The organism is Pseudalgibacter alginicilyticus, assembly GCF_001310225.1.
GTDB lineage: Bacteria > Bacteroidota > Bacteroidia > Flavobacteriales > Flavobacteriaceae > Pseudalgibacter > Pseudalgibacter alginicilyticus.
The window spans coordinates 3762927-3789593 of record NZ_CP012898.1; the positions used below are offsets into that span (position 1 = coordinate 3762927).

The 26667-nt window shown below is 30.7% G+C and carries 17 protein-coding genes; 13 read left to right on the forward strand and 4 right to left on the reverse strand.

What is annotated here, in order from left to right; translation table 11 throughout:
- Positions 1–9: 9 nt before the first annotated feature.
- The 5 genes from APS56_RS15645 to APS56_RS15665 all read left to right on the forward strand — a co-directional run bounded on the left by APS56_RS15645 (position 10) and on the right by APS56_RS15665 (position 6817).
- Positions 10–2601: a DUF6923 family protein gene (locus APS56_RS15645; RefSeq protein WP_054730544.1), complete on the forward strand. Its 2592-nt coding sequence runs from the start codon at positions 10–12 to the stop codon at positions 2599–2601.
- A gap of 160 nt (positions 2602–2761) precedes the next feature.
- Positions 2762–4321 (forward strand): ATP-dependent nuclease, encoded by a 1560-nt coding sequence (locus APS56_RS15650; protein WP_054730547.1) that lies wholly within the window; start codon positions 2762–2764, stop codon positions 4319–4321.
- The gene (locus APS56_RS15655; RefSeq protein WP_054730551.1) at positions 4303–5325 is read left to right on the forward strand and encodes a DEAD/DEAH box helicase family protein; all 1023 of its coding nucleotides are present in this window, start codon (positions 4303–4305) and stop codon (positions 5323–5325) included. The genes APS56_RS15650 and APS56_RS15655 overlap by 19 nt, the downstream gene beginning before the upstream one ends.
- A gap of 222 nt (positions 5326–5547) precedes the next feature.
- Complete coding sequence (locus tag APS56_RS15660; RefSeq protein ID WP_054730554.1) at positions 5548–6045, forward strand: hypothetical protein; 498 nt, start codon at positions 5548–5550, stop codon at positions 6043–6045.
- Between the two features lie 319 nt (positions 6046–6364).
- Positions 6365–6817, forward strand: a complete 453-nt coding sequence (locus APS56_RS15665) for a DUF1569 domain-containing protein (protein ID WP_054730557.1) — start codon at positions 6365–6367, stop codon at positions 6815–6817.
- A gap of 300 nt (positions 6818–7117) precedes the next feature.
- On the opposite strand, the gene APS56_RS15670 is transcribed toward APS56_RS15665, so the two are convergent.
- The gene (locus tag APS56_RS15670; RefSeq protein WP_054730559.1) at positions 7118–9178 is read right to left on the reverse strand and encodes a tetratricopeptide repeat protein; all 2061 of its coding nucleotides are present in this window, start codon (positions 9176–9178) and stop codon (positions 7118–7120) included.
- A gap of 63 nt (positions 9179–9241) precedes the next feature.
- Between APS56_RS15670 and APS56_RS15675 the strand changes: the two genes are divergently transcribed.
- From APS56_RS15675 to APS56_RS15685, 3 genes are all read left to right on the forward strand, one after another.
- A complete protein-coding gene (locus APS56_RS15675) occupies positions 9242–9613 on the forward strand; it encodes an STAS domain-containing protein (protein WP_054730562.1) in 372 nt (123 codons plus the stop codon).
- A gap of 32 nt (positions 9614–9645) precedes the next feature.
- Positions 9646–10896 carry an oligosaccharide flippase family protein gene (locus APS56_RS15680; protein WP_054731441.1) on the forward strand — a complete coding sequence of 417 codons (1251 nt, stop codon included), beginning with the start codon at positions 9646–9648 and terminating at the stop codon, positions 10894–10896.
- Between the two features lie 109 nt (positions 10897–11005).
- A complete protein-coding gene (locus APS56_RS15685; RefSeq protein ID WP_054730565.1) occupies positions 11006–12220 on the forward strand; it encodes a glycosyltransferase in 1215 nt (404 codons plus the stop codon).
- Here APS56_RS15685 and APS56_RS15690 read toward each other — a convergent pair.
- From APS56_RS15690 to APS56_RS15700, 3 genes are read right to left on the reverse strand one after another with little or no spacing between them, the layout of a single operon-like run.
- Positions 12210–13727 (reverse strand): glycoside hydrolase family 2 TIM barrel-domain containing protein, encoded by a 1518-nt coding sequence (locus tag APS56_RS15690; RefSeq protein WP_054730568.1) that lies wholly within the window; start codon positions 13725–13727, stop codon positions 12210–12212. The two genes, APS56_RS15685 and APS56_RS15690, sit on opposite strands and share 11 nt — an antisense overlap.
- Positions 13721–14938: a hypothetical protein gene (locus tag APS56_RS15695; protein ID WP_054730573.1), complete on the reverse strand. Its 1218-nt coding sequence runs from the start codon at positions 14936–14938 to the stop codon at positions 13721–13723. The genes APS56_RS15690 and APS56_RS15695 overlap by 7 nt, the downstream gene beginning before the upstream one ends.
- The gene (locus APS56_RS15700) at positions 14938–18027 is read right to left on the reverse strand and encodes a hypothetical protein (protein WP_054730576.1); all 3090 of its coding nucleotides are present in this window, start codon (positions 18025–18027) and stop codon (positions 14938–14940) included. Before APS56_RS15700 ends, APS56_RS15695 begins: the two co-directional genes overlap by 1 nt.
- Positions 18028–18206: 179 nt before the next feature.
- Here APS56_RS15700 and APS56_RS15705 point away from each other — a divergent pair, with 179 nt between their 5' ends.
- From APS56_RS15705 to APS56_RS15725, 5 genes are all read left to right on the forward strand, one after another.
- On the forward strand, positions 18207–19388 hold the full coding sequence (locus APS56_RS15705; RefSeq protein WP_054730578.1) for a response regulator: 1182 nt from the start codon (positions 18207–18209) through the stop codon (positions 19386–19388).
- Positions 19389–19820: 432 nt separating this feature from the next.
- The gene (locus APS56_RS15710; protein WP_054730582.1) at positions 19821–20366 is read left to right on the forward strand and encodes an RNA polymerase sigma factor; all 546 of its coding nucleotides are present in this window, start codon (positions 19821–19823) and stop codon (positions 20364–20366) included.
- Between the two features lie 53 nt (positions 20367–20419).
- Positions 20420–21592, forward strand: a complete 1173-nt coding sequence (locus tag APS56_RS15715) for a FecR family protein (RefSeq protein WP_054730585.1) — start codon at positions 20420–20422, stop codon at positions 21590–21592.
- 245 nt (positions 21593–21837) lie between these two features.
- Entirely contained in the window at positions 21838–25155 is a 3318-nt protein-coding gene (locus APS56_RS15720; RefSeq protein ID WP_236778436.1) for a SusC/RagA family TonB-linked outer membrane protein, read from the forward strand.
- Positions 25156–25166: 11 nt separating this feature from the next.
- A complete protein-coding gene (locus APS56_RS15725; RefSeq protein WP_054730591.1) occupies positions 25167–26648 on the forward strand; it encodes a RagB/SusD family nutrient uptake outer membrane protein in 1482 nt (493 codons plus the stop codon).
- Positions 26649–26667: the final 19 nt, after the last annotated feature.

Here is a 26667-nt window from a genome sequence, read left to right on the forward strand (position 1 = left end):
ACTTATATCATGAAAAAAATACTACTATTATTAATTCTTTTTTACACTACAACTCAGGCACAAGATGTACCGTTTAATTGCGATTATAATGCTTACTTGTTTCAATACAATGATGTGTTTGCTATTGATTTAGCATCTGGAAACTCATATGAAGTTGCCACCAATATTACAGGAGGAAATATTAATGCAACAGCTTATAATCCAGCTGACGGTTATATTTGGGGCTCTTTAAGTACACCAGACAAATCTATTGTACGAATTGGGAAAAACTTTGAAACTACTACTTTTTATATAGATGAATTACCAACTAATAATCGGTATGTTGGCGATGTAAGTGCAGATGGTATTTACTATTTGAAATCGGGGGGTACCACTTATTATACTATTAACTTAAATCCAGAATCTAATAACTACGGAAAATATATTAAAACATTAGATTTATCAAAAAGTATTAATATTCATGATTGGGCTTTTAATGCAGTAGATGGTAAATTGTATACTGTTGAAAAGAAAACCAATATTTTATATAGAATTGAAGCTGAAACAGGAAGCATGGAAAATTTAGGTGCTGTACCCATTCTTTCAGGATTAAAATACACTTATGGTGCTGTTTATTTTGATGCTTCGGGGCGTTTTTACGTTTCGGCTAATGAAACAGGAACTATTTATGTTATTCAAAATGTTCAGAATTTAACAGGAACTAATATTATGGAGTCTAACCTTTTTGCTTTTGGTCCATCCAGTTCATCAAATGATGGTGCACGTTGTCCAACAGCCCCAGTACCTCAAGAAATTTGTGATAACGGAATTGATGATGATGGAGATGGCTTAACGGATTGTGAAGACCCATCTTGTTCAGGCTATGCAGGTTGTCCGGTTATAGAATTATCGGCTTCATCAAGTGCTAATGCAGGGGGGTTAGAAAGTAATAATAGGCTGTCACAACAAATTAGTAAACGTAATTTTAATAGAGCAAAGAGCAATTATAAATTTGATAAAACGTTAGCAAAGCGTTTTTCAAAATCAAAAGTATATGGTAAGGCATCATCTGCCAAAGGCGTATTTCAATTGTCTGATTTAGTACCTCTTGAAGTTATAAATGAAGATGATGTTATAGAGTCTTCTCCAAATGATTTGATTGATATTACAAATGCTACCAAAGTTTATTCGGTAGATTATATGAGACAAGATACAGCCGTAGCTTCCATATTAGTTCTTGAAACTGAAGATGGTGTTTATGAGCATACCAAATATATTTGCGACAGGTTGTTGGGGGCAGAGTTAATTTCGGTATCAACTATTGAAATTAATGAACAAAAATTCATAAAATCATTAATTAGAAATATAGATGGCTCTTTAGAATTTGTATTGAGTCTCTCAGTAAAATCAATAAACAATGAGGCTGATTTTGCAGTTGAAAGTCATTGGAATTTAGATAAATATGAAAGTAATGTTGGGTATTATAATTTTCAAATATGGTCAAACTCTTTAGATGATTTATATAGCTTAGGCGAAGAAGTACTTCGCTTAATAGCGGTTCAAAAACCAATAATAAGTTACAACAACTCAACGCCCCCAACGGTATTTGTAAGATCAGGTCAATATCAAAACGGTAAGTTAAACTTGCAAATTGTAAATACCAATAGAAGTGAGTCTGTTGCGTTTGACGGTGGTTTAAGAAGCACAGAAACTGAAAGTGTAGCCTATGTGGCCTCTACCATAAACCTAAATGGGGATTATATTTCTGAAATTGAAGTAGATGCAGGAAGCTTGTTTGATATTGGTTTTAGAATTGGTGATGGAGTAGCCACTCCTGATGATTTATTTATGTCTGATGGTCCTTGGGGATATGATGATGCGGCTTCAACAACTTCCGTAATAAACTATGCTGTTAAAGCTAATGAAACTCAGTTTGATACTGAGGAATACCCTATAGAACGAAATATAACTTTAAAAGCTACCACAAGCGATTATGTTGCAGCTTATAGAGCATTAACACCAAAATTTAATCCCATAGATTTAACAGGTTATGTGAGTTTTAAATTGCAGGCAAAGGGTACAGGAACACTTATTGTTAGATTGGTGAAAGAAACTGTTGCCAATTGGGAAACACAATATAAAACAAGTATAGAATTAACAGATGATTTGAAGGATTATACTTTGTTGTTTTCAGATTTTAAGTCTACTAGTGGTGTGCCTATGGAAGTAACCGATGTTACTTCTATAGTATTCACTATGTTGGCTGAAAATGGAGAAGAAACTACAAAAGAAATGACTTTAGAGCAGTTGCGTTTTTCAACTAATAGTACAAGTACACTTGCTATTGAAAATGTTAGTTTAGAGGATGAAACAGATGTATTTGCCACTCCAAACCCAATGAAAACAAGATCAAGTTTTTATTTTACAGCACAGACATCTGAAAGCGTTGAGCTAATGGTGTATAATCAAGTAGGGAGCTTAGTTAAACAAATAGGTTTTAGTGCTGTAAAAGGTGAAAATAAGCTGGTTTTAAAAAGAGAAGGTTTAAGTTCTGGATTGTATTTCTGTAAAATTAAAAGTAGTAATACAACTTACAAAACAATAAAATTACTCCTGGACTAATTAATAGCAAATTATTCTTTGTAGTAAGGCAAAAGACGAAAGTTTTTTGCCTTTTTTTATTTATTTGTGGTATATTTCGTCGTAAATATAATTGACCATTGATAAGATGTGTTCTTATCTTTTAGTTGTAAACAATGCCAAAAAAAGATTCGAACTAACTATGAAATTAACGAAACTAAAACTTTTTAACTTCAAAAAATTCGAATTTTTAGAGGTAGATTTTAAAGACAATCTGAATGTCATAATTGGAGATAATGAATCAGGAAAAAGCTCAATTCTCTTAGCAATTGATTTGACTCTAAGAGGAAGTAGAAACAGAATTGAAACAGAAGGCTTAGATTTACTTTTTAATTCAAAATCCATAGAAAATTTCTTTCTTACCAATACTTATGAAACCTTACCAAAACTTAAAGTTGAATTATATTTCGACAATCTAGGAGATAAAGACGATTATTACGGGAGAAACAATAGTGAAGGAATTGACAAATTTGGAATTTCATTAATCTGTGAACCTAGAGATGAATTAAGCAAAGATATTTCAGAGATTTTGGCAGAAGGAAAACAAAACTTTCCTTTCGAATATTATTCTATTGCATTTCATAAATTTTCTGGACAACCTTATTTAAGTTTCAGAAAAGATTTTAAGCATATACTTTTAGACAACACATTAATTAATAATGAATATGCTACAAATCAATACATAAAAACTTTGTATGATAGTCACGTTACTTTATCAGAGAGAAATAAACATTTAAATGAATATCGTAAATATAAAAATAATTACAGAGAGACAATATTAGAAGATGTAAATAAGAAAACTGGAGACTACAAATTTGGAATTAAAAACGATAAAAAATCCAATCTAGTTACTGACTTAACAATTACTGAAGAAAATATTGATATTCAAAATAAAGGTAAAGGTCGTCAATGCTTTATAAAAACAGAATTTGCACTACAAAAGAATCAAAATGAATTAGATTTCATCTTATTAGAAGAACCTGAAAATCATCTAAGTCATTTAAATATGAAAAATCTAATTTCTCGAATAGATGATTCTAAGAATAAACAAATCTTTATTGCTACTCATAGTAACTTAATAAGTTCTAGGTTAGATTTAAGAAATACAATTTTACTAAATAGCAATAGTTCTATTTCAATAAATTTAAGCCATTTAGAAGACTCTACTGCTAGCTTTTTTATGAAAGCACCAGATAATAATATATTAGAATTTATTCTATCTAAAAAAGTGATTTTAGTTGAAGGAGATGCAGAATTCATACTCCTAGAACGATTTTTTGAGATAATAACAAGTAAAAAACCTAATGAACTAAATTGTCATATAATTTCTGTTGGAGGAACAAGTTTTAAAAGATATTTAGAAATATCAAAATTACTTGAAGTCAAAACAGCTGTAATCAGAGACAATGACAATGACTACCAAAAAAACTGTATAGATAGATATTCTAAATATATAACTCCAAACATTAAGGTATTCTCCGAAACGGATAATTCAATTTCAACATTTGAAATATCAATGTTTAATACCAATACAAAAATTTGTAATGACTTATTTCTACCTGGGAGGAAAACTAAATCAGTTCAGGACTTTATGCTTGATGAAAAAGCTGATTGTGCATTTGAATTATTAGATAAAAAAAGTGAAGAACTTAAAGTTCCTACCTACATAAAAGAAGCAATAGAATGGTTGATAAAAAATTAATCTTAGCTGTTGCTGGCTCAGGAAAAACGACCAATCTAATAGATAAACTAAATTTAACAGAAAGATTTTATTTAGTTACTTATACAATTACAAATGCAAGCTTAATTCGGTTAAGAATTATTAAAAAGTTTGGCTATTTACCCAACAACATAAAAGTATTCACTTATTTCAATTTTCTATATAGCTTCTGTATAAAACCTTTTTTATTCTATAAGTATAATCTCAAGGGAGTTTTTCTTGAAAATTCGCCAGAGCCAACTAATTATTTCAAAAATTCAAATATCAGAAAGTACATAAGTAAAAGTGGTTATGCTTATCACAATAGGTTGGGAAAATTAATAGAACACGAAAATTTAATAGAAGATATTAAGTTAAGGTTAGAAAAATTCTGTGACCACTTTTATTATGATGAAGTACAAGACTTAGGAGGTCACGATTTTAATTTTATAATGGAACTATCAAAATCCAATGTCAATTTCCTATTTGTAGGAGACTTCTATCAACAAACATATGTGACAAGTTTTGACAGAAATGTAAATGGAACTCTACACAAAGATTATGACAAATATTTGAAAAGGTATGAAGACTTTAATATTTCTATTGACTTAGAAACCTTGAGCAATAGTTGGAGATGCAGTCCTACAATATGTAATTATATTTCAGAAAACTTAGGTATTCTAATCGGCTCACACAGAACTGACCCAACTGAAATTATATTAATTGAAGACAAAGAAAAATTATCTTCAATTATAAAAGATAATTCAATAATAAAGTTGGTGTATAACAATGCTAACAAAAGAGATTTTAGAGCAAAAAACTGGGGAGAATGTAAAGGAGAAGATGATTATATTGATACTTGTATAATTATGAATGCTACAACTTTTAAATTATATAAAAAAGACGATTTAAATAATTTAGCGAATCGGACAAAAAACAAATTATATGTTGCTTTTTCAAGAACACGAGGGAATTGTTATTTAGTTGACGAGAAACTCTTGAAATAAAGCACAGTTTACAACAATGCATAAAAAACATAGGGCATTTGTGTTAACTCCAAAGTTCTGTGTTTATTTACAAAGTTCGCTAAATATAAAATTTGGTATTTAAACCAAAAATAAAAGCAAAACGTTTATATTTAGCTAAGTGTTAAAACCAATATGTAGTGCTTATTACCTGCCCTACGTTTCTTATACTAACCGTTGGGTAACAGCAAAAAAAAATGAAAAATGAAAAAGAAAATTATTTTACTAATCTTAATATTTTCATTAAGTATTAGTTTTCAAGCTCAGACAAAATTTAAAAATTTAACTGATAAAAAAGGGCTTGAATTTCTAAATAATTTGAATTTAAACATTATTAGTTTAGTTCCAACCAAAAAAGAATATGAAAGCTTTAATGAAAAAATACATAACAAAATTATACCTGCAGAATATATAAAGTACATAGATTCTATAGATTACTCGAAATTCAATAATAAATTATCATTTATTAAAATTTATTCACAAAATAGATCATACAGAAGTCAAAACTCATATGAGGTAAAAAAAATGAAAAGAAAAGATTCGTTGTCATTGACAAATATTCATCTTGACATGAAAATAAAAGACTATATAATTGATTATAAAGAATATCAGAATCAAAAAATTGAATATGAGATAATTGAAAAAAAATTAAAAGATAGAAAAATACAACATCGAATTGTTTTTTTTAAAACTATAAACTAAAGTCATTTATTATACACAATAAAGCCATTACCCAACACCGGCTAAAATTAATACGGTTTGAAGCTTAAAATGAGAGTTTAAAATTCATTTGTCCGCAAAAACAATTTGTCTTAGTTTTAAGTCAAATAAAAAACTAAACAAATGGTTTTTGCTAAATTTTATGCCCGAGTAAAGTTAACAAATCCAAAACAGCGTAAATCAATTATTAACCTGTAGCCATATTTCAGGACTAGATAACTAAAAATGAGTCCATTTCTTGTCATAGGACAATTTAAAATTAGACTCAATCGGTTAATTTAGCTAAAATAAAATTGAACGAATGAAAACAATTTTTGACAAAAATATTCGAGAACAACTTATCAATAGAATTAACAAAATCAACAAAGAAAATAATGCCGAATGGGGTAAAATGAACCTTATCCAAATGCTCAAACACAATACTTATTGGAATAAATGGATTCTTGGAAAAGAAAATCACAAGTATAAACAAGCTTTTTTGGGGAAAATATTTGGAAAAATAGCTTTGAAGAAAATGATAAAGGACGAGAAGCCTTTTGATAAAAACATTCCCACTTCCGACCAGTTTAAAGTAAAGGAATCGACTGGTAATATTGAATATGAAAAATCAGAATGGATTTCATTAATTAAAGAATATGAAAAATTTAATAATCTGAGCTTTATCCACGATTTTTTCGGCAAAATGACAAAGGAACAAATCGGAGTATTGGTTTACAAACATACCGACCACCATTTAAGGCAGTTTGGAACATGAAAAAGCCAGTTGCCAACAATGTATAACCGCAATTACGGCTGAATCTACAAAAAAACCTTGGAAAAACAGACATTTTATACGCGTGGCCGATGAAATTGAATTTGGAGCACCTTAAAGGAAAGTAATTTTAAGAAAGTGTGCGTCAATTTTTCGGATGCGGAATTAAACGAAACAGAAATTCATTCACTTTAGGGGCTGGAAACAAGAAATTCCTTGGAAAATATTTTTGCAGATTGAATATCATGAATCAGTTGATATAGGATAATGTTTGTTAATCCTTCATTGTACATGATCAAAACGTTAGTCTCTAAAAAAAGGTTTATCAAATAAATACCATTTAAAACGCAACCCAATTTCAGTAAAAGTAAAGCCAGCTGCTGTTGCAGAGGCAATATTGCTTCGAATGCCATAAACATTTAATAGGGTGCGTTCCGTAAACTTATATCCTAACTTAGTTTGTATGCGGTAAGTACTTTGGCTGTTATCGTCTTCAATATATTGTAATCCAGTGGCGACCGTTAGCTCGTAAAACCATGCGTTGGGTTGTGTAATGGCTTCATCTTTAATCAAATTAACAAAAACTTCAGCAGCATTAAATTTTTCTGGGCTAAAATAAACAGTAGGGACTTGATTTTTGAAAGTAATGTATTGGTAGTTCAAACCTGCTTTTAAAGCAGGTTTGCTAAGTATGTTATAATATAACGAGGTAAATAAAAGATTTCTAGTATTATCGTCATTTTGCCAGGTATAAAAATACTGTGTAAACCATCCAAAATTGAAATTCGTGCTTAGGTTATAATTGGCGTACAGATTATTCATTACAATTTCACGATTTAATAATTCAGCATTAAAACTTTGTATTTCGCTTTTATAGCCAATATCTAAAACTTGTAGTTTAAATGGTTTTATATTTAAAGCTAAATTGGTAACAAACTGATTATAATCGTTTGTGTTGGCTTTTGCCGAGGTTACGCCCGCTAACCCTTTAAAGGTGATGTTTGGCAATAGCTGGTAGGATAATCCTAATGAAAAATCGTTTGAGGTGGCATCATTATTAGTTACCTTGTTGCTGGTTGTTCTGTAGCTATAGTTTGCTAACCATTTAAATTTTGTTGAAGTTGGAAATTCAATACGGGTTTGTATGCTAAAGGCTTTATTATCGCCATTGTCAAACGAGTAGGAGGTGTTTGTTTCCCAAAAAGGAGTGAAATTGGTGTTTAAGGTTTTAATAAAATTTGAGGCATCTTTTTGCTTATCATAAATCTTTAGGGTGTTTTCTGCCGCGAGATAAGCATCATTATAAATACCAATGGCTTTTAAGGCATTGGCTTTTCCTAAGTTTCCATCAAATGACGTGCTGTCGTTTTTTAAGATATGATTATAATCTGTTAGGCTCTTTTTAAAATCACTTTTATAAATATTGAGAGTGGCACGTAATGCAAGAACCCAATTTTCATTTGGTTTACGTTCTATTAAATTTGAAATAAGCGTATTAGCCGTTTTAAATTTTTTATTCCAAATGAGGGCTTGTATGTAGCGTTCGGTAGTTGCTTGTTTTAGTTCAGGATTCGTATTTGTTTCTAAGCTTAAAAAACTTTCTGTGCTTATTTGTAATGCTTTTTTTTCTTTGCCATTTAAATGAGAAACTAAAGCTAAACCATTTAAAGCAATTTGTTTGTTTTCAGGTTTTTCTGCTAATAAATTATAAGTGGTTTCAGCTTCATCAAATTTTTCAGCTATTAAATACAAGTTTGCAAGATTTAATAAACTGTCTTTATCATCTTTAAAAAGAGAAAGGTTTTCTTTTAATAAACGTTCGGCTTCATCGTAATTTTGAGCTTGTTGATTTTGATATGCATAGCCTAAATATATATATTTTTTTGAGGTTAATGCATTGGGGTTTCCAGGTAAAACTTTTAAAGCTTTATTTACAAACATTAGAGCTCCATCGTAAATTTTAAGATTAGAAAGTGTATTGGCATACCCTAAAAGGGCAGGGAAACTTTGTTTATCTTCTTTAATTAAAATGTTATAAAATGATTTGGCTTCTGCATAGTTTTTATTCCAAAGTAAGGCTTCTGCATAGTTAAGTTTTATTTCAAAATCGTTTGGATATACTTTTAATAAATCGGTAAAAATAGCCACTGCTTTTTCAGATTGACCTTGTAAACCAACCGCACGACCATAACATAACTTAGCCGTTTTATTAGTTGAGTGGTTTTTTAAAACAGTCTCAAAAAAAGTTTCTGCTTTAGCATATTTACCCGTTTCTAAATAGGAAAACCCTTCTTGCATATCTTGGGCATAAGCAAAACTTGTTATGATAAACAAGCATAATTTTATGTAATATTTATTGGGCATCTTGTACGTTTTTTATGATAGTGCAAGTTAGTCATTCCAATTCAATCATTCGTCTACAGCAAATTGCAACTCACCGAAATTTACTGGTGCTCTGTTGATTCTTGGGAGATATTTGTACCAGCAACCAATGAAACCATTAACTATAACCTACAGATGATGTCACTTACAATTAAAGAAAATAACGGAATATTTTTATTAGAAGGTATAATTGATTCTACAACATTAAAAAAGCTTCATAATCATTTAGAATTTTTATTGGCTTATACCAAGTCTGTAACCATAAACATTGATAAGGTAACAGCAATAAATAAAAGCGGATTAGAGATTATTGAAAACCTTTTTCGCAGAGCTGAATTGAATAATAAAGAATTTTATGTTATCGGTTATGGTTGTAAAGCTATTTATGAATCAAAGAATTTGTTAAACGTAGCATAATTTAAGATAGTATATTTTTAAAAATGAAAGTCATGCAAATTCTAACCATATTAAAATCGAAGAAAATTTCGCAAGAGCAATTATTTATGCTTAGTGTATTAATTGTTAATGGAGGAAACTATTTATACAATCTTATTTTGGGGCGTTTGTTAGGACCTGAACAATTTGCAGATGCAGCAGTGCTTATTACCTTTTTATTGGTGCTATCGTTTATGGCCATGACCTTTCAATTGGTAACTGCAAAATTTTCGGTGCTATTTGAAGCTGATATTTTTAAGAGCTTTGTTTTTGGAGTTTATAAAAATGCGCTTATTGTAGGAGTTTTTATGGGTGTTTTAATCATTGTGTTTTCAAGCCAATTGCAACAGGTGTTTAATACTTCCTCATCAGCCATGTTCACTATTTTTGGAGTAGGCGTTCCATTTTATTTTTTAATGAGCGTTAACCGAGGTGTTTTTCAAGGCAAAAAAGAATTTAAATTTTTATCTATTACGTACCAAAGTGAAATGGTAAGCAGACTTGTAATTACTTTGGGGTTGATATTCCTTCTTAATATACAATCGTCTGTTATTATTTCAATAGGTATTTTAATCTCTTTTCTTTTTGGATTATTACCATTTAAAGTAGGTCATGTTTCATTGAAAACCACCGCAATTGATTCTTCAACCTCAAAACAAATTAGGAACTTTTTTATTCTTACTGCGTTTTATGAATTGACTCAAATCATTATAAACAATAGTGATATTTTATTGGTAAAGCATTATTTTGAATCTTACGAAGCAGGGTTGTATGCTTCATTAGCTTTAATAGGGCGTATTGTATATTTTATAGCATGGATGTTTGTAATGTTGTTGCTTCCAACGGTTATTCAGTTAAAAAAAGAAGGTAAAGCTACTGCCCCAATTTTGTTTAAGTATGTAGGCTATATTGCGGCAATAGCCCTTATCATTGTACTTACCTGTGCTATTTTTCCAAAATTGATGATTGCTATTTTATTTGGTGATAGTTATTTAGCCATGGCACCTTTATTATGGAAATATGCCATGGCAACAGGTATGTTTGCAGTGTCTAATATTTTTGCTTACTATTACTTATCGTTGGATAAATATATACCAGTTGTTATTTCTGGAGTATTTGGAATGCTTCAAATGCTGTTAGTTGTTTTCTTTCATGAAAGTTTAGAACAAGTAGTCCATATGCAGATTATAGCCATGATTTCATTATTAATTATTCAAATAATCTTTTTTAAATTCAGTTCAAACCATGTTGTGAAAACTGACTAATCTAAAGTTAATTACCATTCGTCTACACGAATAGTTAACCCAACTAAAGAAGGTGATATTTTGAATTTATAAACCTCAAATTTGTATTATAATTAAAACCAAATAACTTATGAAATTAGCCATTGTAACAGCATATCCACCAAGTAAAGTAACATTAAATGAATATGCTTATCATTTGGTAAAGCACTTCAGACAAAAAGAAGATGTGACCGAATTGATTTTGTTAACCGATAAAACAGAAGGAGAAAAAGATATTCATTTTACACAAGCAGGCTGTAGAATAACCATAAAAGAATGTTGGTCCTTTAACAGCTATGCGAATGTATTATCAGTAACAAAAGCTATAAATAAAACAAGACCAGATGCGGTGTTATTTAATCTTCAGTTTATGAAATTTGGCGATAAAAAAATAGCAGCGGCATTAGGTTTAATGCTACCATTGGTCTGTAAGTTAAAACGTATTCCTAATATTGTTTTGTTACATAATATTTTAGAAGAAGTAGATTTAGGAAGTGCAGGTTTTACAAATAATAAATTAATGCAAAAAGTGTATGGATTTATAGGTACTACATTAACCAAACTAATTTTACAAGCTGATACCGTTGCGGTAACTATTGAAAAGTATGTAGATGTTTTAGAAAAGAAATATAAAGCTAAAAACATAAAACTAATTCCTCACGGAACTTTTGAAATTCCTGAAGAACCAGATTATATAATTCCAACAGACCCTATGCAAGTAATGACTTTTGGAAAGTTTGGAACTTATAAAAAAGTAGAAGGTATGATTGAAGCCGTTGAAATGGTTAGAAAATCTACAGGTTTAAACTTAGAAGTTGTAATTGCAGGAACTGACAATCCAAATGTACCTGGATATTTAGATAAAGTTCAAGACGATTATAAAGAAATACCTCAAGTGCGTTTTACAGGATATGTAGAAGAAAGTGAAGTGCCAAAGTTATTTAATGAAAGCGCCGTTGTGGTGTTTCCTTACACTTCTACAACTGGAAGTTCTGGAGTCCTTCACCAAGCAGGAAGTTATGGTAAAGCAGTTGTGATGCCAGATTTAGGAGATTTAGCACACTTGGTTAAGGATGAAGGATATCAGGGAGAATTTTTTGAACCAACTAGTGTTGAAAGTTTAGCCAGAGCAATTGAAAATATAGTAACAAACGAACCTTATAGAATTAAGTTGGGAAAAGCAAATTATAAAGCGGCTACCGCATTACCTATGAGTAGAATAACAGATATGTATTTAGAAACTTTTGATACAATAATGTTAAATAAAAATGTTACTAAATCTGAAGAAAGAGAAATTATGGCTTAGATATGTATTTAAATGCGGGTTTAGTCTCTCCTTTTTGGGTGATAAATCCAAAATGCTCTTGAGCCCGTTTTCTCCAAGGAAGTCGTCCAACGACTTCCTTTGGTATGTTATTAAAATCGTAAAGTGTCCAAGACATAAATTGCAAATTATTAGCAGCAATAACTTCTTGGGCTTTTTTGTGATAATTGGCTTGATCTTTATTGGACGTTCCAAATGGGTTCCATAATCCAGAGTAAGACGATAAGCCAAACTCTTGTAAAACTAAGGGTTTGTTAGGTATTTCCGTTTTTAAGGTTTGTATAGCTTCATCTAATTTTTGTAAATCTTCATAATAATGGAATGAAACAATATCTACTTTATCTTTTAAAATAGAAGCACTTTTTGCGTTAGACCAACCAATGGTTACTGGATGAATGGTATCAACCGATTTTACTAAATCTATCATATTATCAAGCCAAGCTATAACCGTTTCTTTTCCTCTCGATTCAAAATCTAAATTAGGTTCATTTTTAACGTCCCAAGCAATAAGAGCATTGTGGTTTTTAAAAGTGGTGACTATTTTTTCTGCATGGCGGTGGTTTAAAGTCCAATTTATTATGGAATAATCACCATAAAAATCAAACAAGGTCAAAACTACTTTTAAATGATGCTTATCTGCTAAATCTAAAGTTTGTTTTAATTTTTTAAGTTTTTTAGGGCTTACGTTGGCTTTTCCAAAGTCTTCGTATTGCACAAAAATCCTAACCGAATTTAAGCCAGCGTTTTTTATAATTTTGAAGTCTTTTGAAATGGTGTCTATAGAAAATGCATCACCAAACATGTTCCAAGGGTTTGCTTTTGGGTAATAGTTAATACCTTTAATATTCAAACTGTCTGTAATAATTTTTGAAGTTTCAAATATATAAGGCTTCGTACTTTCTTTTACTAAATGCCGGATGCGCCAAAAACCATCTTCTAATAACAAAACTATTTTATAGGTGGATATTTCCGTGGTTTCTAAAACCATTTTTTCAGCCTTAAACACACGTTTGTATTCAATGACATTACGGTCTGTGACAACAGCTAATTGACCATCTTCACTAAAAAATTCTAAAGTAGGATGGTGTTTTAAAGTGGTGGCTTCAATAGTTATGTTATTAGCAGCATTTAATTCTATAAAATCATATAAATTCTTTCTTGCACTGTCTGTATAATAATCTTTAATACCAGCCGTTTTATTGGTTTTATAAGCAATTTGTTTAACGTACCAAGCGTCTAAATAATCGTTTTGTAAGGCGTTAAGGTTTTCTTGGTCCATAAGTCTGCCTTCGTTGAGTAAAGGCGCCCAAACTAGTTTTGGTAAATATTGTTCTACTTTTTGAATTTCGGTATGTAACATTGTGCTTCGGTCGGCACCAGTGTTTAGGTAACTAAACAAGGCACTGATACCGGAAACAATTAAGGCAATAAGTAGTATATAGGAAGCTATTAATATAGTGCGCAATATGTTTTTATTAATACTTACCATAACTTCTTAATGTTGATTTTTTTTGTTTTTCCTGCGGTTTCAATACTAAATTTATAGTGGTCATTTTTATAAATAGCAGGTTTTAAATTGAAGTTAACATAGCCGTTAAAAGATGTTTTTAGAATGGTATTTATAAGTAGGTCATCTTTATAAATATTTAATTTAACATGTAGCCCATCGGGAATCATCTGAGACATAAAACTTTGTAATGGGCCAACAGTGATTACTCTGTTTTTATTTGAAAAACTAACTTCAAAATCTTGAATAGCTTGTTTGTAGGTTAACAAAATACTTTGGCTTTCAGCCATACCATCAATGTATGCTTTTATGTTCCAATTATTGGCATAATCAGGATGGATTATTTTAGCATGTGCTACCCCTTCAATAGTGGTGCCAGTGGTTTTTAAAATATTCTGTTGCTGATTTGTAATGTAAAAAGTAACAAAGGTGCCATCACTTACCACATTGTTTTGCTTGTCTTTGATAATGGAAGTTGAAAATGTAGTAATTTGATTGCCATCTGCATAATCATGAGGGCGTGTGGCGTAAATTTTGAAATCTGTGGGAATAGCAGCCCCAATATTTACTGTGAATTCTTTAGAATTGATGCCTAAACTCTCTGAAGATACCAACATTCGTCCGCTTTCTTTTTTTGAATAAATATTTTTATAAGCAATTAAATTCTTAGTGAAAACGGTATTGTTTTTTTCTGAATCTAAAAATTGATGTTTTACATTTACTAAAGTGTTTTCAACTATTGGGTTGTCTAAAGAATCTGTTGGGATAATAACTAACATAGTATAATCAGTTCCACCAGCCACTATACTAGGGGGCCCTATATAGGTTTCCATAGTTGTCACTTCTTGTTTTGGTTTGATATTTAAATTTCCTGAAAGAGAGGCGTTTCTGTTTAATAACGTCCAATTAATTACTCCTGTTTTTTTAATTATGTTTTTAGGAATGGAATAGTTAAGCGTATTGTTTTTTAAAGATGCAGATACTAAAGTAGAACCATAACTACTTGAACAATAGAGTAGAGGTTTTTCAGTTTTAGAAGTTGAAAATTTTAAAATAATGGTATTGCCAACTTCAAAAGTTGATTGGGAAGTTAATAGTTTAATATTATTTGATGGACTATTTGGTTGCGCATTAGCAAATAATGATATTAAAACCAAAATGAAAATAAACAGATATGTATTTTTAAGTGGCATTAATTAGGGCTTCCTATATATGGGTTAATTTCTATTTTAATATAATCAAAATTTGGGTGTTCAATTTTTTGTAATTGGGCCCCAGTATGATTTTCAATTCTATTGGGTACTGTTTTAGCTGCAATAGCATCATTAGGTAAACCGTTTACAAAAATATTTTTCATGTCATTATTAATGATTTTTACTTTTTCATCCTTCAATAAATGATATTTAAAATTTTGTTTGCGTTGTTGCCTGATGCCTTCTTTAATAAACAAATGGTCTACCCAAAGCATATTTTGGTTGTTGTCATAATAAGTAATTAATAGTTGTGGAATGGTAATTTCTTGAATACCACTATTAAATAAGTTGCCATAAATCATTTTGTTTTTAATGTGTATATCGCTTAATACTACATTTTTATATAAATCTGAAGCCGATACATTTCCAGCAGCTTGCAAGTTGAATTTTGTTGGTTGTTCTTCAAACTCTACAGGTGTAAATTCATCAGGGTTAAACGTATCTGGAATAGAATCTTGGGTTTTAGACCAGGCAATACCTTCAAAATTAATTCTGAAACTACTCGATTCTTTGGGCATCAATTTATGTTTTATATGATATTTAGCATTGTAAGTCGCTAATTGTTTATTTGCGTTGTTGTAAAGTGTACCTTTTAAAATAACATCAGCAGGAACGTTGTCTATATTTTGTACTTCGCCTATAATAGCATAGTGATTTTGGTATTTTACTAATTTAGCAGATAGCACTTCTAAAACGGGCTGTTTTAAAACATCTTCATGATGGGTTTGTTCTGTAGTAATACGTCGTCTGCCTTGGTTAAAATATTGGGTAGTATTATCAGAATAGAGTTGGTCAGGAGGCAAATCGTTGTTAAGGTCGTCTGCTTGTAAATACCATTTTCCGTGGCGTTTTGATAGTGATTTATAATCTATTTTTTCTATTCTTTCAAGTGGTGTAATCCATTGACTGATTACCTTTGCAGAAACCGTACTATCGTTGTGTGGGGTTATTTCTGTTTTAATAGCATCCATTTTAGCATAACTGCTCAATAATCCATCAGTTACTGAAATTTCTAACATGTATTGGGCAATAGGGATGGTGTTTTTAGGGTCAATTAAACGATGGGCCTTTTCAAATTCTTTAAAATCTAAAGCATCGTAGTAGGCTATAATAGCATTTTCAGGGCTGCGTTGTGAGTCGTTTTTTAAGTAGAATAAATAGATACTATAAAATACAAGTACCACTAATACTAATGACCAAATATGTGTGATGCGTAATACATTTTTATTGAATTTGTGATAGCTAACCGAATACTTTAAAAAATCGGGAGCAGGTTTTAATCGTGTTTTCAGCATATTAACCCATAGCATTTGTATGTTTAATATGAACGCAATTAAAACAGTTAAAAAAGGTATAATCCCCCAATGGATTTTTAGCCATTTAGCAACATCTTCTTTAGGTAAAATAGATGATACTGGAGGAATGTTAAGGCGCTCCCAAACCATGATACCGTTTTCTAATTGTCGTAAACGCTGCCAGCCACAATAATAGAGAATGGGATCATAAAATTTATCGTTAGAAAATATATATTTAAGGTTGTACTTTTCTGGTGTGGTTAAAAATTGTTGTAATGATCCAATGCCTGCAACGCCTTTGAATTTTGAGTTTTCTAGGCGTTCAATTGGTCTTGTTGTTAGTTCAGGTAATCGTCGGGCCGAATGGTAGTTTCCATCTACAGTCATAGCATTGGTTTGTGCACTTAACCAGGCCATTTGGTCACCAAACCCTAGAGTTAAAAATCGCCATTTGTCGTGATCATCTTGATTTAAGAAATTCACGATTGGTAACATTTTTATTTTTTGTGGTTGTGAGGGTCTAAAGTAGTTTAAACTCATGGTGAAAATAACCATAAAAACAAATAGTCCTGCTAATATTCCTCCAATAATACGATGGTAAACAGCTCCAAATTTTGATTGAATTAATTCTTTTAAATCACCTTCTACAAAGCGATACGCAAATTCTCCCAACAGAGGTAGTGATAGGATAGAAGCCCAAAGTGTAAATCTATCTAAGGTTAAAATATTAAAAGCGGTTTCACCTAACATTTTTAGAGGAATAGGTGTAGTACCACCAGTGCCTAAAATGGTGCAAATGGTAACAGATAGGCCAAAAAATAAATAACGTTTGCTATAATATCTATAGAATATATATGGTAGTAGTACGAGTAAAATTCCCCAAGGAATTAAAAAAAATACTAATCCAGAAGATGTAATTTCCAAAAAGTTATCTCTAGAACCATGAGGTATGGGTACCTGTGTAATGGGATTAGCTTTAGAATTTAACCAGTACGGAAAAATACAACCTATAATTAGCACTAAGGATAACATTCCAAAACTTACAATACGCTTAAAGAGTTTAAAAAAGCTACTTAAGAAAATTTTGAAAGTTACTTTTTTCATAGAATTTACCTGTTCTCTTGATACATCCATTAGTACCATGCCTATTAAAGGAAATATAAAAAATACCATTCCAAAAATTGGAGTTACATGGTGGGAAGTAACCGTTACAGCTATTAATGATAAGGATGTTCCTAAGTACCATTTTTTTCCAGTTTTTAACCACAAATAGATTTCAGGTAAGGCATGCATTAATACGGAAACTCCAACAATACTTGGTAATTGGCCAAAAATGTGAAGTGTTTCTACAAATGAAGATGAAAATACCGCTAAAACGGAAGCATAACCAGCTATAGTTTTGTTACCAGTCATAAGTAATGAAAACCTATAACTACCTGTTATAAAAAGCACGATAGCTATGAGTGCAACACTAAACATACCAAATTTTAATCCGCCAATAAGAGACAATAAACCGATAGATTGATGTACTAAAGGCGGATAACTTTGTACGGTAAAGCCTGTGTACCATTCATAGTTCCAAGGCTCAAACCAACTGTGCGCATAATGGTCCGCAAAAAATAGGTGAATTAAAGCGTCATAAGTAGTTTCTAAAGTGAAAAATATGGAACTACCATGAAAAGCCAATCCTAAAAGGATTGCTGAAATTAAGTATTTGTTTGAGGTTTCCTTCATTTAAAGCCTAAGCTATAACAATACGGTAAAGATAAATAATTTAAATAGTGGTTCAATTTTTAATTATCTACACAAACTTACCATTCGTCTAAACTAAAATGGTGGTTTAACTAAATAGCATTAAAAAGAATAGCAAACCAAGTACTTTTGGAGTATAAATAATCATAAATATACCAATCATGAAGATATTAGCAATTGATGATCAACAATTAGTGTTATTACCATTACAAAAAAGACTAAATGAATTAGGGTATGAGGTAGTAATTGAAACAAATGCTCATAAAGGTGTGGAGTTGTTTGATACTGAAAACCCAGATTTAGTAATTGTAGATATAAATATGCCAGGAATATCAGGGTTGGATATTGTTAAACATATTAGAAATTCAAAAAAAGAAAATACACCAGTCATGGTGTTATCAGGGAATACCCAAGATAATGTTATCACAGAAGGTTTTGATTTAGGTATTAATGATTATATGAAAAAACCATTAAGTTTAAATGAGATTAGTGCTCGTGTAAAAAGATTAATTGGAGCTCCAGAAACACAAAATGCAATTAATAAAAGTGAAGTTTTGATTCAACAGCGTTGCGTTGGAGTTGTTATACCTTGTTACAATGAAGAAGAACGTTTGTTGAGTAAAGAATTTACTGATTATATAGATAAAAATTCTGGTTACCATTTATGTTTTGTAAATGATGGGAGTAAGGATAGGACTTTAGAGGTTTTAAAAGATTTACAAAAAGGAAGAGAAGATTTTATAACTGTATACGACTGTGAAAAAAACGGAGGCAAAGCTGAAGCAGTTAGACAAGGTATGCTTTTTATGGCAAAAAAAGAAGATTTAGATTACATAGGGTTTTTAGATGCTGATTTATCTACTGATTTAGCTGATTTTGATGATTTAGTAAAGACTATTGAAACTTCAGAATTTAAAATTGTAAGTGGTTCAAGAATTTCCAGAATGGGTGCAAATATTACTAAGGAATCTGCAAGAAAAGTTATTAGTATGACTATAAACTTTATTATTAGAAAGATTTTGAAAATGGATTTTAAAGATACACAATGTGGGGCTAAAATTTTTCGTAAAGATGTAATTGAAATTGCTTTTGCCGAAAAGTTTGTAACACAGTGGATATTTGATGTTGAAATTTTTAAAAGAATGTCACAGTATTTTGGGTTAAAACAAGCAAAAGCTATGCTTTGTGAACAACCGCTAAAAAGATGGATTCATGCTGATGGTTCTAAACTTTCAATGAAAGACTCGGTGAAAATTGTTGCTCAATTAGGGCAAATAGCATGGGTTTATAGAACCAAAAAAAGAAATTTGAATGTTGAAGATAAAAAATTGAAATTAGTATAAAAAACAGACTTTTTTATTACAATTAAATAAAATAACGATTGGTTTTAAAAAGAAGGGCTAAACTATGATAGTTTTACTCTTCTTTTTTTTTTAATTAAAGTATTTGTCTCAAATTTTAAATCTTTTTCTCAATTCTAAGATGTTAATAGGATTTAATTACTAAAATAAAAATTATTTAAGTATGTCAAAATCACAATTAAACAATTGATATTTTAGGAAGAATAAAAAAAAAGGTATAGTAATTTATCATCTTAATGATAAGTGTGGAGTTAGTGTATGTTTTAGCCTTTTTATAGTTTGTCACAAGCTATGTCATAATAGTTTGAAATCAAAAGTTTCATTTATTTTTACTAGATTTGTTTGTGTTTCTATAGGAGTATTTCTTGTTTTCTCCTTTGTAAATAACAATTAATTAATGAAAGACTCTTCTTTTTGGATAGCTTAGAAAAGATATTTAAAACAACCTATAAAGATTTATGCGTAATAGCTTTATTTTATTTAAAAGATATAAAAGAAGCGGAAGACGTAGTACAAGATGTTTTTGTTAAAATTATAGAAAATAAAAATATTGACGAAATAAAAAACTTAAAAGGTTATTTGAGTACTGCAGTTAGAAATGCAAGTTTGACTCGGATAAGTCAAAATAATAAAATGCAAGCCATAGATGAAAATACTATGGTTTATGTGGAAAGTATATCTGCTGAAGATAATGAGCTCTCTTTGAGAAAAAAGAGAAAACTTTACAGTCAAATAGATTTATTGCCAGAACAATGTAAAAAAGTGTTTATATTATGCGTAGTAGATGGTTTAAAATATCAAGAAACAGCAAATCAGTTAGGATTGTCTATTAATACTGTAAAAACACAAATGAAAAAAGCTTTTAAAATGTTAAGAGCTTCACTAAAAGAGATCTACTTCTTAATATTAATAGCTGCTAATGAAGTTTTTATAAAAAAAAATAAAAATACATCACCCTAAATGTTAATTTTTAGTCTTATTAATAACAACTAAGGTTAAATAAATAACATTACGTGAAAATAAACACTATTTTATTAAAGAAAATTGAATCGAACCTAAGTGGTGAAGAGGAGTTAAAGTTTCAAAAATGGCTCGAAAAGTCAGAAAAAAACAAAGAACTTTATAATTTACTATTATTACTTAAGGCAGAGAAGAAGCACATTAAAATTATATCTGATTTGGATGTGAATGTTGCATGGAAATCAATACAAGAAAAGTCATATCCAACTAAACAAACGTCTGTAAATTATCTCAACAAAAGGGTGTTGAAATTTGCCGTAGCTGCTTCTGTGTTGCTTTTAATAACTGCAACATTTATTTATAAAATTACTTCAAAAGGAGGTTCTGCTATACAAAACACACCAATAATAGTTAATAATACTATCAAAAAAGGCACCGATAAGGCCATCTTAACTTTGGAAGATGGAACAGAAGTTGTACTAAATAATAAAGAAAGTTTTAATACATCTAAGTTAAGTAGTAATGGCAAACAAATAGTGTATAAATCAGGACATAAAGTACATAAAGATATTCAGTATAATTATTTAACTATTCCACGCGGAGGTCAGTATTTTGTAAAACTATCTGATGGTACACAAGTTTGGTTAAACTCCGAATCTAAATTAAAATATCCTGTGTCATTTGTTGAAGGGGAAACTAGAGAAGTAGAGCTTGTTTATGGAGAAGCTTATTTTGACGTGTCGCCGAGCGAAACCAATAAAGGGGCATCATTTTTAGTGAATCACGATCAACAAGAAATTCAAGTTTTAGGAACAGAATTTAATATTAAAGCATACAAAGCTGATAAAAATATTTATACCACTTTGGTGGAGGGAAAGGTTGCTATAAGTACAGGAATAAGCCAAGAGAGCTTATTGCCAAATCAACAATCCATTTACAATACTTTAAATCATTCTTTAGTAATTTCAGAAATAAATGTTAAACCAGAAATATCATGGAAAGATGGTGTTTTTATTTTTGAAAGCAAAGAATTAAAAGGTATTATGCTTGTATTATCTAGATGGTATGATATGGATGTGGTTTTTGATACAGAGAAATTAGAAAATCAAAAATTTACAGGTTTAATAAATAAAAATTATGGAATTCAAGATATTATGTCTGTTATGAAGGATACAGATGTTATAAATACATATTCAATTAACGGCAAAACAATAACTTTAAAATAACTAATTAACTTAAAAAAAAAGTATATGAATTGAAAACAACACAATGATGTTGAAATTAAAGATTTTGGCATAAAAATGAAAAAGGAAGGAAATAGTTTCAACCCTAGGAAAGTATAAGACTAAATCCCCCTTTTACCCGTCTTAATTAATTAAAAAGTTTAACTAACTAAAAACCTTGTAAATTTATGAAAATTAAATTGACCGATGTTCTTTTCGTCAAGAGAAAAGAGCTCTTAATACTTATTATGCGAACATTTATCTTCTTGCTTTGTACTTCGATGTTTAGTTTTACGCCTAACTATGTTTTATCTCAAAATTCTAAAATTAGGATTGAAAAGGATGTAACTATTAGTGTTAATGAAGTGTTTAATATCATCAAAGAGCAAACAACTGATTACATGTTTATTTACAGAGATGATTTATTTAACAATTTCCCTGAAGTTCAACTAAAAAAGGGCGTTATAAAATTAGATAAATTATTGGAAGAAAGCCTTTCTGGAGGTAATGTAAATTTAACTGTTACGCCTAATAAAACCATTCTTATTCGAAAGAAGTCGCCAGAAGATAATGTTCAGAGACAAATATCTGGTAAGGTTGTGGATGAGTTTGGCGAGCCTATACCAGGAGTTACAGTTTTGATTAAAGGAGAAGGTGTTGGTACATCCACAAATTTGGAAGGTGTTTACCATATGATAGTACCAAATATTGAAAGTGTCTTAATTTTTTCAAGTATTGGTTATAAAAGTCAAGAAATAAAAGTAGGAAATCAAACGTCTATTAATATTACCTTAAAGGAAAATTTAAATCAATTAGGAGAAGTAGTGATTAATGGTGTCTTTGAAAGAAAAGCGGAGAGTTTTACAGGGGCTGCTGTAACAATAACAAAAGAAGAATTACGAAAAGTAGGAAGTCAAAATATATTTCAGGCTATACAGAACATTGATCCCTCCATAGCTTTGGTTGAAGATTTTAGTTTAGGGTCAAACCCCAATAACCTTCCTGATATGCAAATACGAGGTACATCTACTTTTCCTAGTAGTGAAGCTGAAGAGTTTAAAGGGAATTATTTACAAAGCCCAAATCAACCATTGTTTATATTAAATGGTTTTGAAGCGTCTGTAGAACGTGTTTATGATATCGATTTTAATCGTATAAAACGACTTACTATTTTAAAAGATGCTGCTTCCAAAGCTTTATATGGCTCTAAAGCAGCCAATGGCGTTATTGTTATTGAAACAGAAACTCCTACAGGGCAAGAGGTCAGGATAACTTATAATGCAAACCTTGATTTAGAACTTCCAGATTTATCAAGTTATAACCTAACCAATTCATTACAAAAATTACAAGCAGAAACACTTGATGGATATTATTTATCTAGAGATTCTGGAGATTATGTTGAGCTTCAACAGTTGTATAACTCGAGATTGAAATTAGCTCAAGAAGGATTGAATACAGATTGGATGGCTGTACCATTACAAAATGGAATTGGACAAAGGCATTCTATTGGTGTAGAGTTAGGAAGTGAACACCTTAGCATTTTAGCTAATTTAAATTATCAAAAAAAATCTGGCGCGATGAAAGAATCGTTTCGTGAAAATATTGGTGGTAATTTAACTGTGATGTATAAAATTGATAAAATAAAATTTCAAAATAGTATTTCTGTTACGGGTAATAATACCCAAGAGTCTCCGTATGGCGATTTTAGTGATTATTCTAAAATGAACCCATATTGGAGAGCTTATGATTTAGATGGAACTATTCCGTATTATTCTGAGTATTTAACTAGTGATATTAATTTTACAAATCCACTATATAACACAACTTTAGAAACAAAAGATGTATCTAGTTATCTTAATTTTGTAAATAACTTTTATTTAGAATGGGATGTTTTACCATCATTAAAAGCCATTGCTCGTGTTGGTATAGATCTTAAACGCAGTGATGCTGATGAGTTTTATCCAGGACAACATACACTTTTTGATACAGAAACCGATGATACTCGTAAAGGATCATATCAAGTAAACAACGGAAAAAGTTCTTATTTTTCAGGAGATTTTAATGTTCAATACTCTAAGAGTTTACAGAAACACTTCCTATTTGCTAACGGAGGATTTAATGTTAGTGAACGTAAATATGAAGAAACGTCTCATTTGGCAGAAGGTTTTCCAAGTAGTCGATTAAATGATATTACTTTTGCCCGAACTTACGCTTTAGATGCCAGTCCAACAGGAATTAGTGGTATTTCTAGGGAGTTAGGCTTTTTAGCTGTAGGTTCTTATGTTTATGATAATAGATTTCTTAGTGATGTAACCCTTAGAACGAGTGCTTCATCTCAATTTGGTGAAGACAATCGTTGGTCTACGTTTTGGAGTTTAGGTCTAGGATGGAATATACATAATGAAGCCTTTTTAAGAAATTCTATTGTAGAGCAATTAAAACTTAGAGGCTCATTAGGGTCTACAGGTAATCAAAACTTTAATACCAATCAGTCTATTGTAACCTATGCCTATTATCAAGATAAATTTTATCAAGATAATCCAGGTTCTTATTTACTTAATATGGGGAATTCGGAGTTACAATGGGAAACTAAATTTGATTATAATATAGGCTTAGACACCAAAATAGAGAATCTAACTTTGCGTTTAGATTATTATGAAAGTTATACTGAAAACCTGATTACAGATATTACACTTCCATATTCTACAGGGTTTAATAGTGTAAATGAAAATTTAGGTAAAGTTAAAAATAGTGGTATAGAGCTTAATGCATCATATTTAGTTTGGTCTAAAGGAAGAAACTTCTTTAATGTCAACTTTGGAATTACAACAAATGATAATAAAATCATCGAACTTTCTGATGCTATGAAATCTTTTAATGAAGCTCAAGATGCCATTGCAGGGGATGATGAAAATAATAAGCCCGTAATTAAATATCAAGACGGTATGTCTATGAATGCTATTTGGGCAGTACCATCAAAAGGAATTGATCCTGCTACAGGGTTGGAAGTCTATGTGAAACAAGATGGTAGTACTACCTATGAGTGGGATGCCAATGATATGGTTGTTGTTGGTGATAGTAACTCTAAATACCGTGGTGTTTTTGGGATTTCTGGTGAGTTTGAAGGTTTTGGAATAAGTATTACGGCGCGTTATTTAGGCGGAGGTCAATTGTATAACCAAACTTTAGTAGATAAGGTAGAGAATGTAGATATGGATTACAATGTGGATCAACGTGTTTTAACAGGAAGATGGCAATACCAAGGCCAACAAACCGAGTTTAAAGGTTTGAGATATTATAACTACGAAACAGGTTTATATAACTATAATGTTACTCCAACAAAACCAACATCTCGTTTTGTGCAAGATCGTAAAGATTTTGATATTGCCGCTATTAATGTGTATTACGACTTTAATAAAAACGTAACCGATGCAATAGGGGCAGAGCGTTTACGTATTGGGTTTAATGCCAATAATGTGGTGCAATTTTCTTCCATAGAAATTGAGCGCGGTACATCATACCCTTATGCGCAATCTATGTCGTTTTCTCTAACTGCTAACTTTTAAAAACAAAGATTATGAACAAGAATATTAAAACAATATTATTAGGATTAACCTTTCTAATACTTACAGTGTCTTGTAGCAATGATTGGCTGGATGAACAGTCTAGTACGCAATTAAGTGCTTCAGAACAATTTGAATCCGTAGATGGTTTTAAAGACGCCCTAATGGGGGTATATTTAGGGCTTACAGAACCTGAACTATATGCAAAAGACATGAATTGGAACCTTGTTGATGTACTTAGTCAGCAGTACTCAACATTTTCTTTTAGTGCAGACTATGCCGGTATACAACTCTTTAACTATGAGACGGCAAATGCAGTAGATCAAATTGAAGGGCTTTGGTCGCATGCTTATAATGTTATCGCTAACATTAATATTGCTCTTGAAATGATGGAGACCAATCGAGATGTTTTAACAGATATTGATTATGCCATTATAAAAGGCGAATTATTAGGTTTACGTGCCTACGTGCATTTCGATATAATGCGCCTTTTTGCAACAGGTAACTTAGAAGATAGGCCAAGTCTGTTATCCGAAAAAACAATTCCTTATGTTACTCAGTTTAGTAAAAATATAACAGCGCAACTTAGTTATAGCGAGACTTTAGCGCTTATGGAAGAAGATTTAGAGACCGCTCTTGAGCTGTTGAATGAAGACCCTATTTACGCCACCAACAAACCAGCAGATTATTATGACGATGTGAATAGAACAGGTTTTTACGACCAAAGAGAACAACGTATGAATTATTATGCAGTTAAAGCATTACAAGCTCGTGTATTTCAATGGGAAGGAAAGCAAACCGAAGCTGCTATTGCCGCTGAAGTGGTTATAGCAAATGCCTTTACGAGTTTAATTAATTCAGCCACTTACCCTGTATCTACAGATAAAATATTTTATCAAGAAGTTTTGTTTGCATTAGATATAGACAACTTTACAGATCTTGTGAATGATTTACTTGTTGCAGAAGGTGATGGTTCAAATTACAACGCTTTATACTATACTACAAATTTTACGGACGACACTTTTGAAACCAGTAATTTAAATATTGGTATTGTAGATGTGCGTTACAATACACTTATGGAAACCCAATCTCAAGGGGTTGTAAATACCAAATTAATACAAGGCGGTTCGGCTAGTGATAGTTATAATCAAATGCCTTTAATTAAGCTTCCTGAAATGTATTATATAGCTGCCGAGGCTTACGCAAAAGAAGGAACTTCTGCTCAATTAGGTAATGCCATTGACTATCTTAATTTGGTAAGAACAAGTAGAGGGATTATTGAAGTTATTCCTGATACAGCAACACAAGAAGAGGTTATGCTTGAAATTAAAAAAGAATATAAAAAAGAATTTTTAAGTGAAGGCCAATTATTCTTTTATTACAAAAGAACAGGAGAAACCGAAATATTTGGTTTATCGGACAGTGTTATCTTAGATGATGCCGTTTATGTATTACCCTTTCCAGATGTAGAATTAGAGTTTGGTAGTGTTCAATAAGCGTTTAATTTAAAAAATA

What these genes read in the sequence shown, in the direction of transcription:
- APS56_RS15645 (WP_054730544.1), top strand. Translation starts at nt 10, where the DNA reads ATGAAAAAAATACTACTATTATTAATTCTTTTTTACACTACAACTCAG.
- APS56_RS15650 (WP_054730547.1), top strand. Translation starts at nt 2,762, where the DNA reads ATGAAATTAACGAAACTAAAACTTTTTAACTTCAAAAAATTCGAATTT.
- APS56_RS15655 (WP_054730551.1), top strand. Translation starts at nt 4,303, where the DNA reads ATGGTTGATAAAAAATTAATCTTAGCTGTTGCTGGCTCAGGAAAAACG.
- APS56_RS15660 (WP_054730554.1), top strand. Translation starts at nt 5,548, where the DNA reads ATGAAAAAGAAAATTATTTTACTAATCTTAATATTTTCATTAAGTATT.
- APS56_RS15665 (WP_054730557.1), top strand. Translation starts at nt 6,365, where the DNA reads ATGAAAACAATTTTTGACAAAAATATTCGAGAACAACTTATCAATAGA.
- APS56_RS15670 (WP_054730559.1), bottom strand. Translation starts at nt 9,178, where the DNA reads ATGCCCAATAAATATTACATAAAATTATGCTTGTTTATCATAACAAGT.
- APS56_RS15680 (WP_054731441.1), top strand. Translation starts at nt 9,646, where the DNA reads ATGCAAATTCTAACCATATTAAAATCGAAGAAAATTTCGCAAGAGCAA.
- APS56_RS15685 (WP_054730565.1), top strand. Translation starts at nt 11,006, where the DNA reads ATGAAATTAGCCATTGTAACAGCATATCCACCAAGTAAAGTAACATTA.
- APS56_RS15690 (WP_054730568.1), bottom strand. Translation starts at nt 13,727, where the DNA reads ATGGTAAGTATTAATAAAAACATATTGCGCACTATATTAATAGCTTCC.
- APS56_RS15695 (WP_054730573.1), bottom strand. Translation starts at nt 14,938, where the DNA reads ATGCCACTTAAAAATACATATCTGTTTATTTTCATTTTGGTTTTAATA.
- APS56_RS15700 (WP_054730576.1), bottom strand. Translation starts at nt 18,027, where the DNA reads ATGAAGGAAACCTCAAACAAATACTTAATTTCAGCAATCCTTTTAGGA.
- APS56_RS15705 (WP_054730578.1), top strand. Translation starts at nt 18,207, where the DNA reads ATGAAGATATTAGCAATTGATGATCAACAATTAGTGTTATTACCATTA.
- APS56_RS15720 (WP_236778436.1), top strand. Translation starts at nt 21,838, where the DNA reads ATGCGAACATTTATCTTCTTGCTTTGTACTTCGATGTTTAGTTTTACG.
- APS56_RS15725 (WP_054730591.1), top strand. Translation starts at nt 25,167, where the DNA reads ATGAACAAGAATATTAAAACAATATTATTAGGATTAACCTTTCTAATA.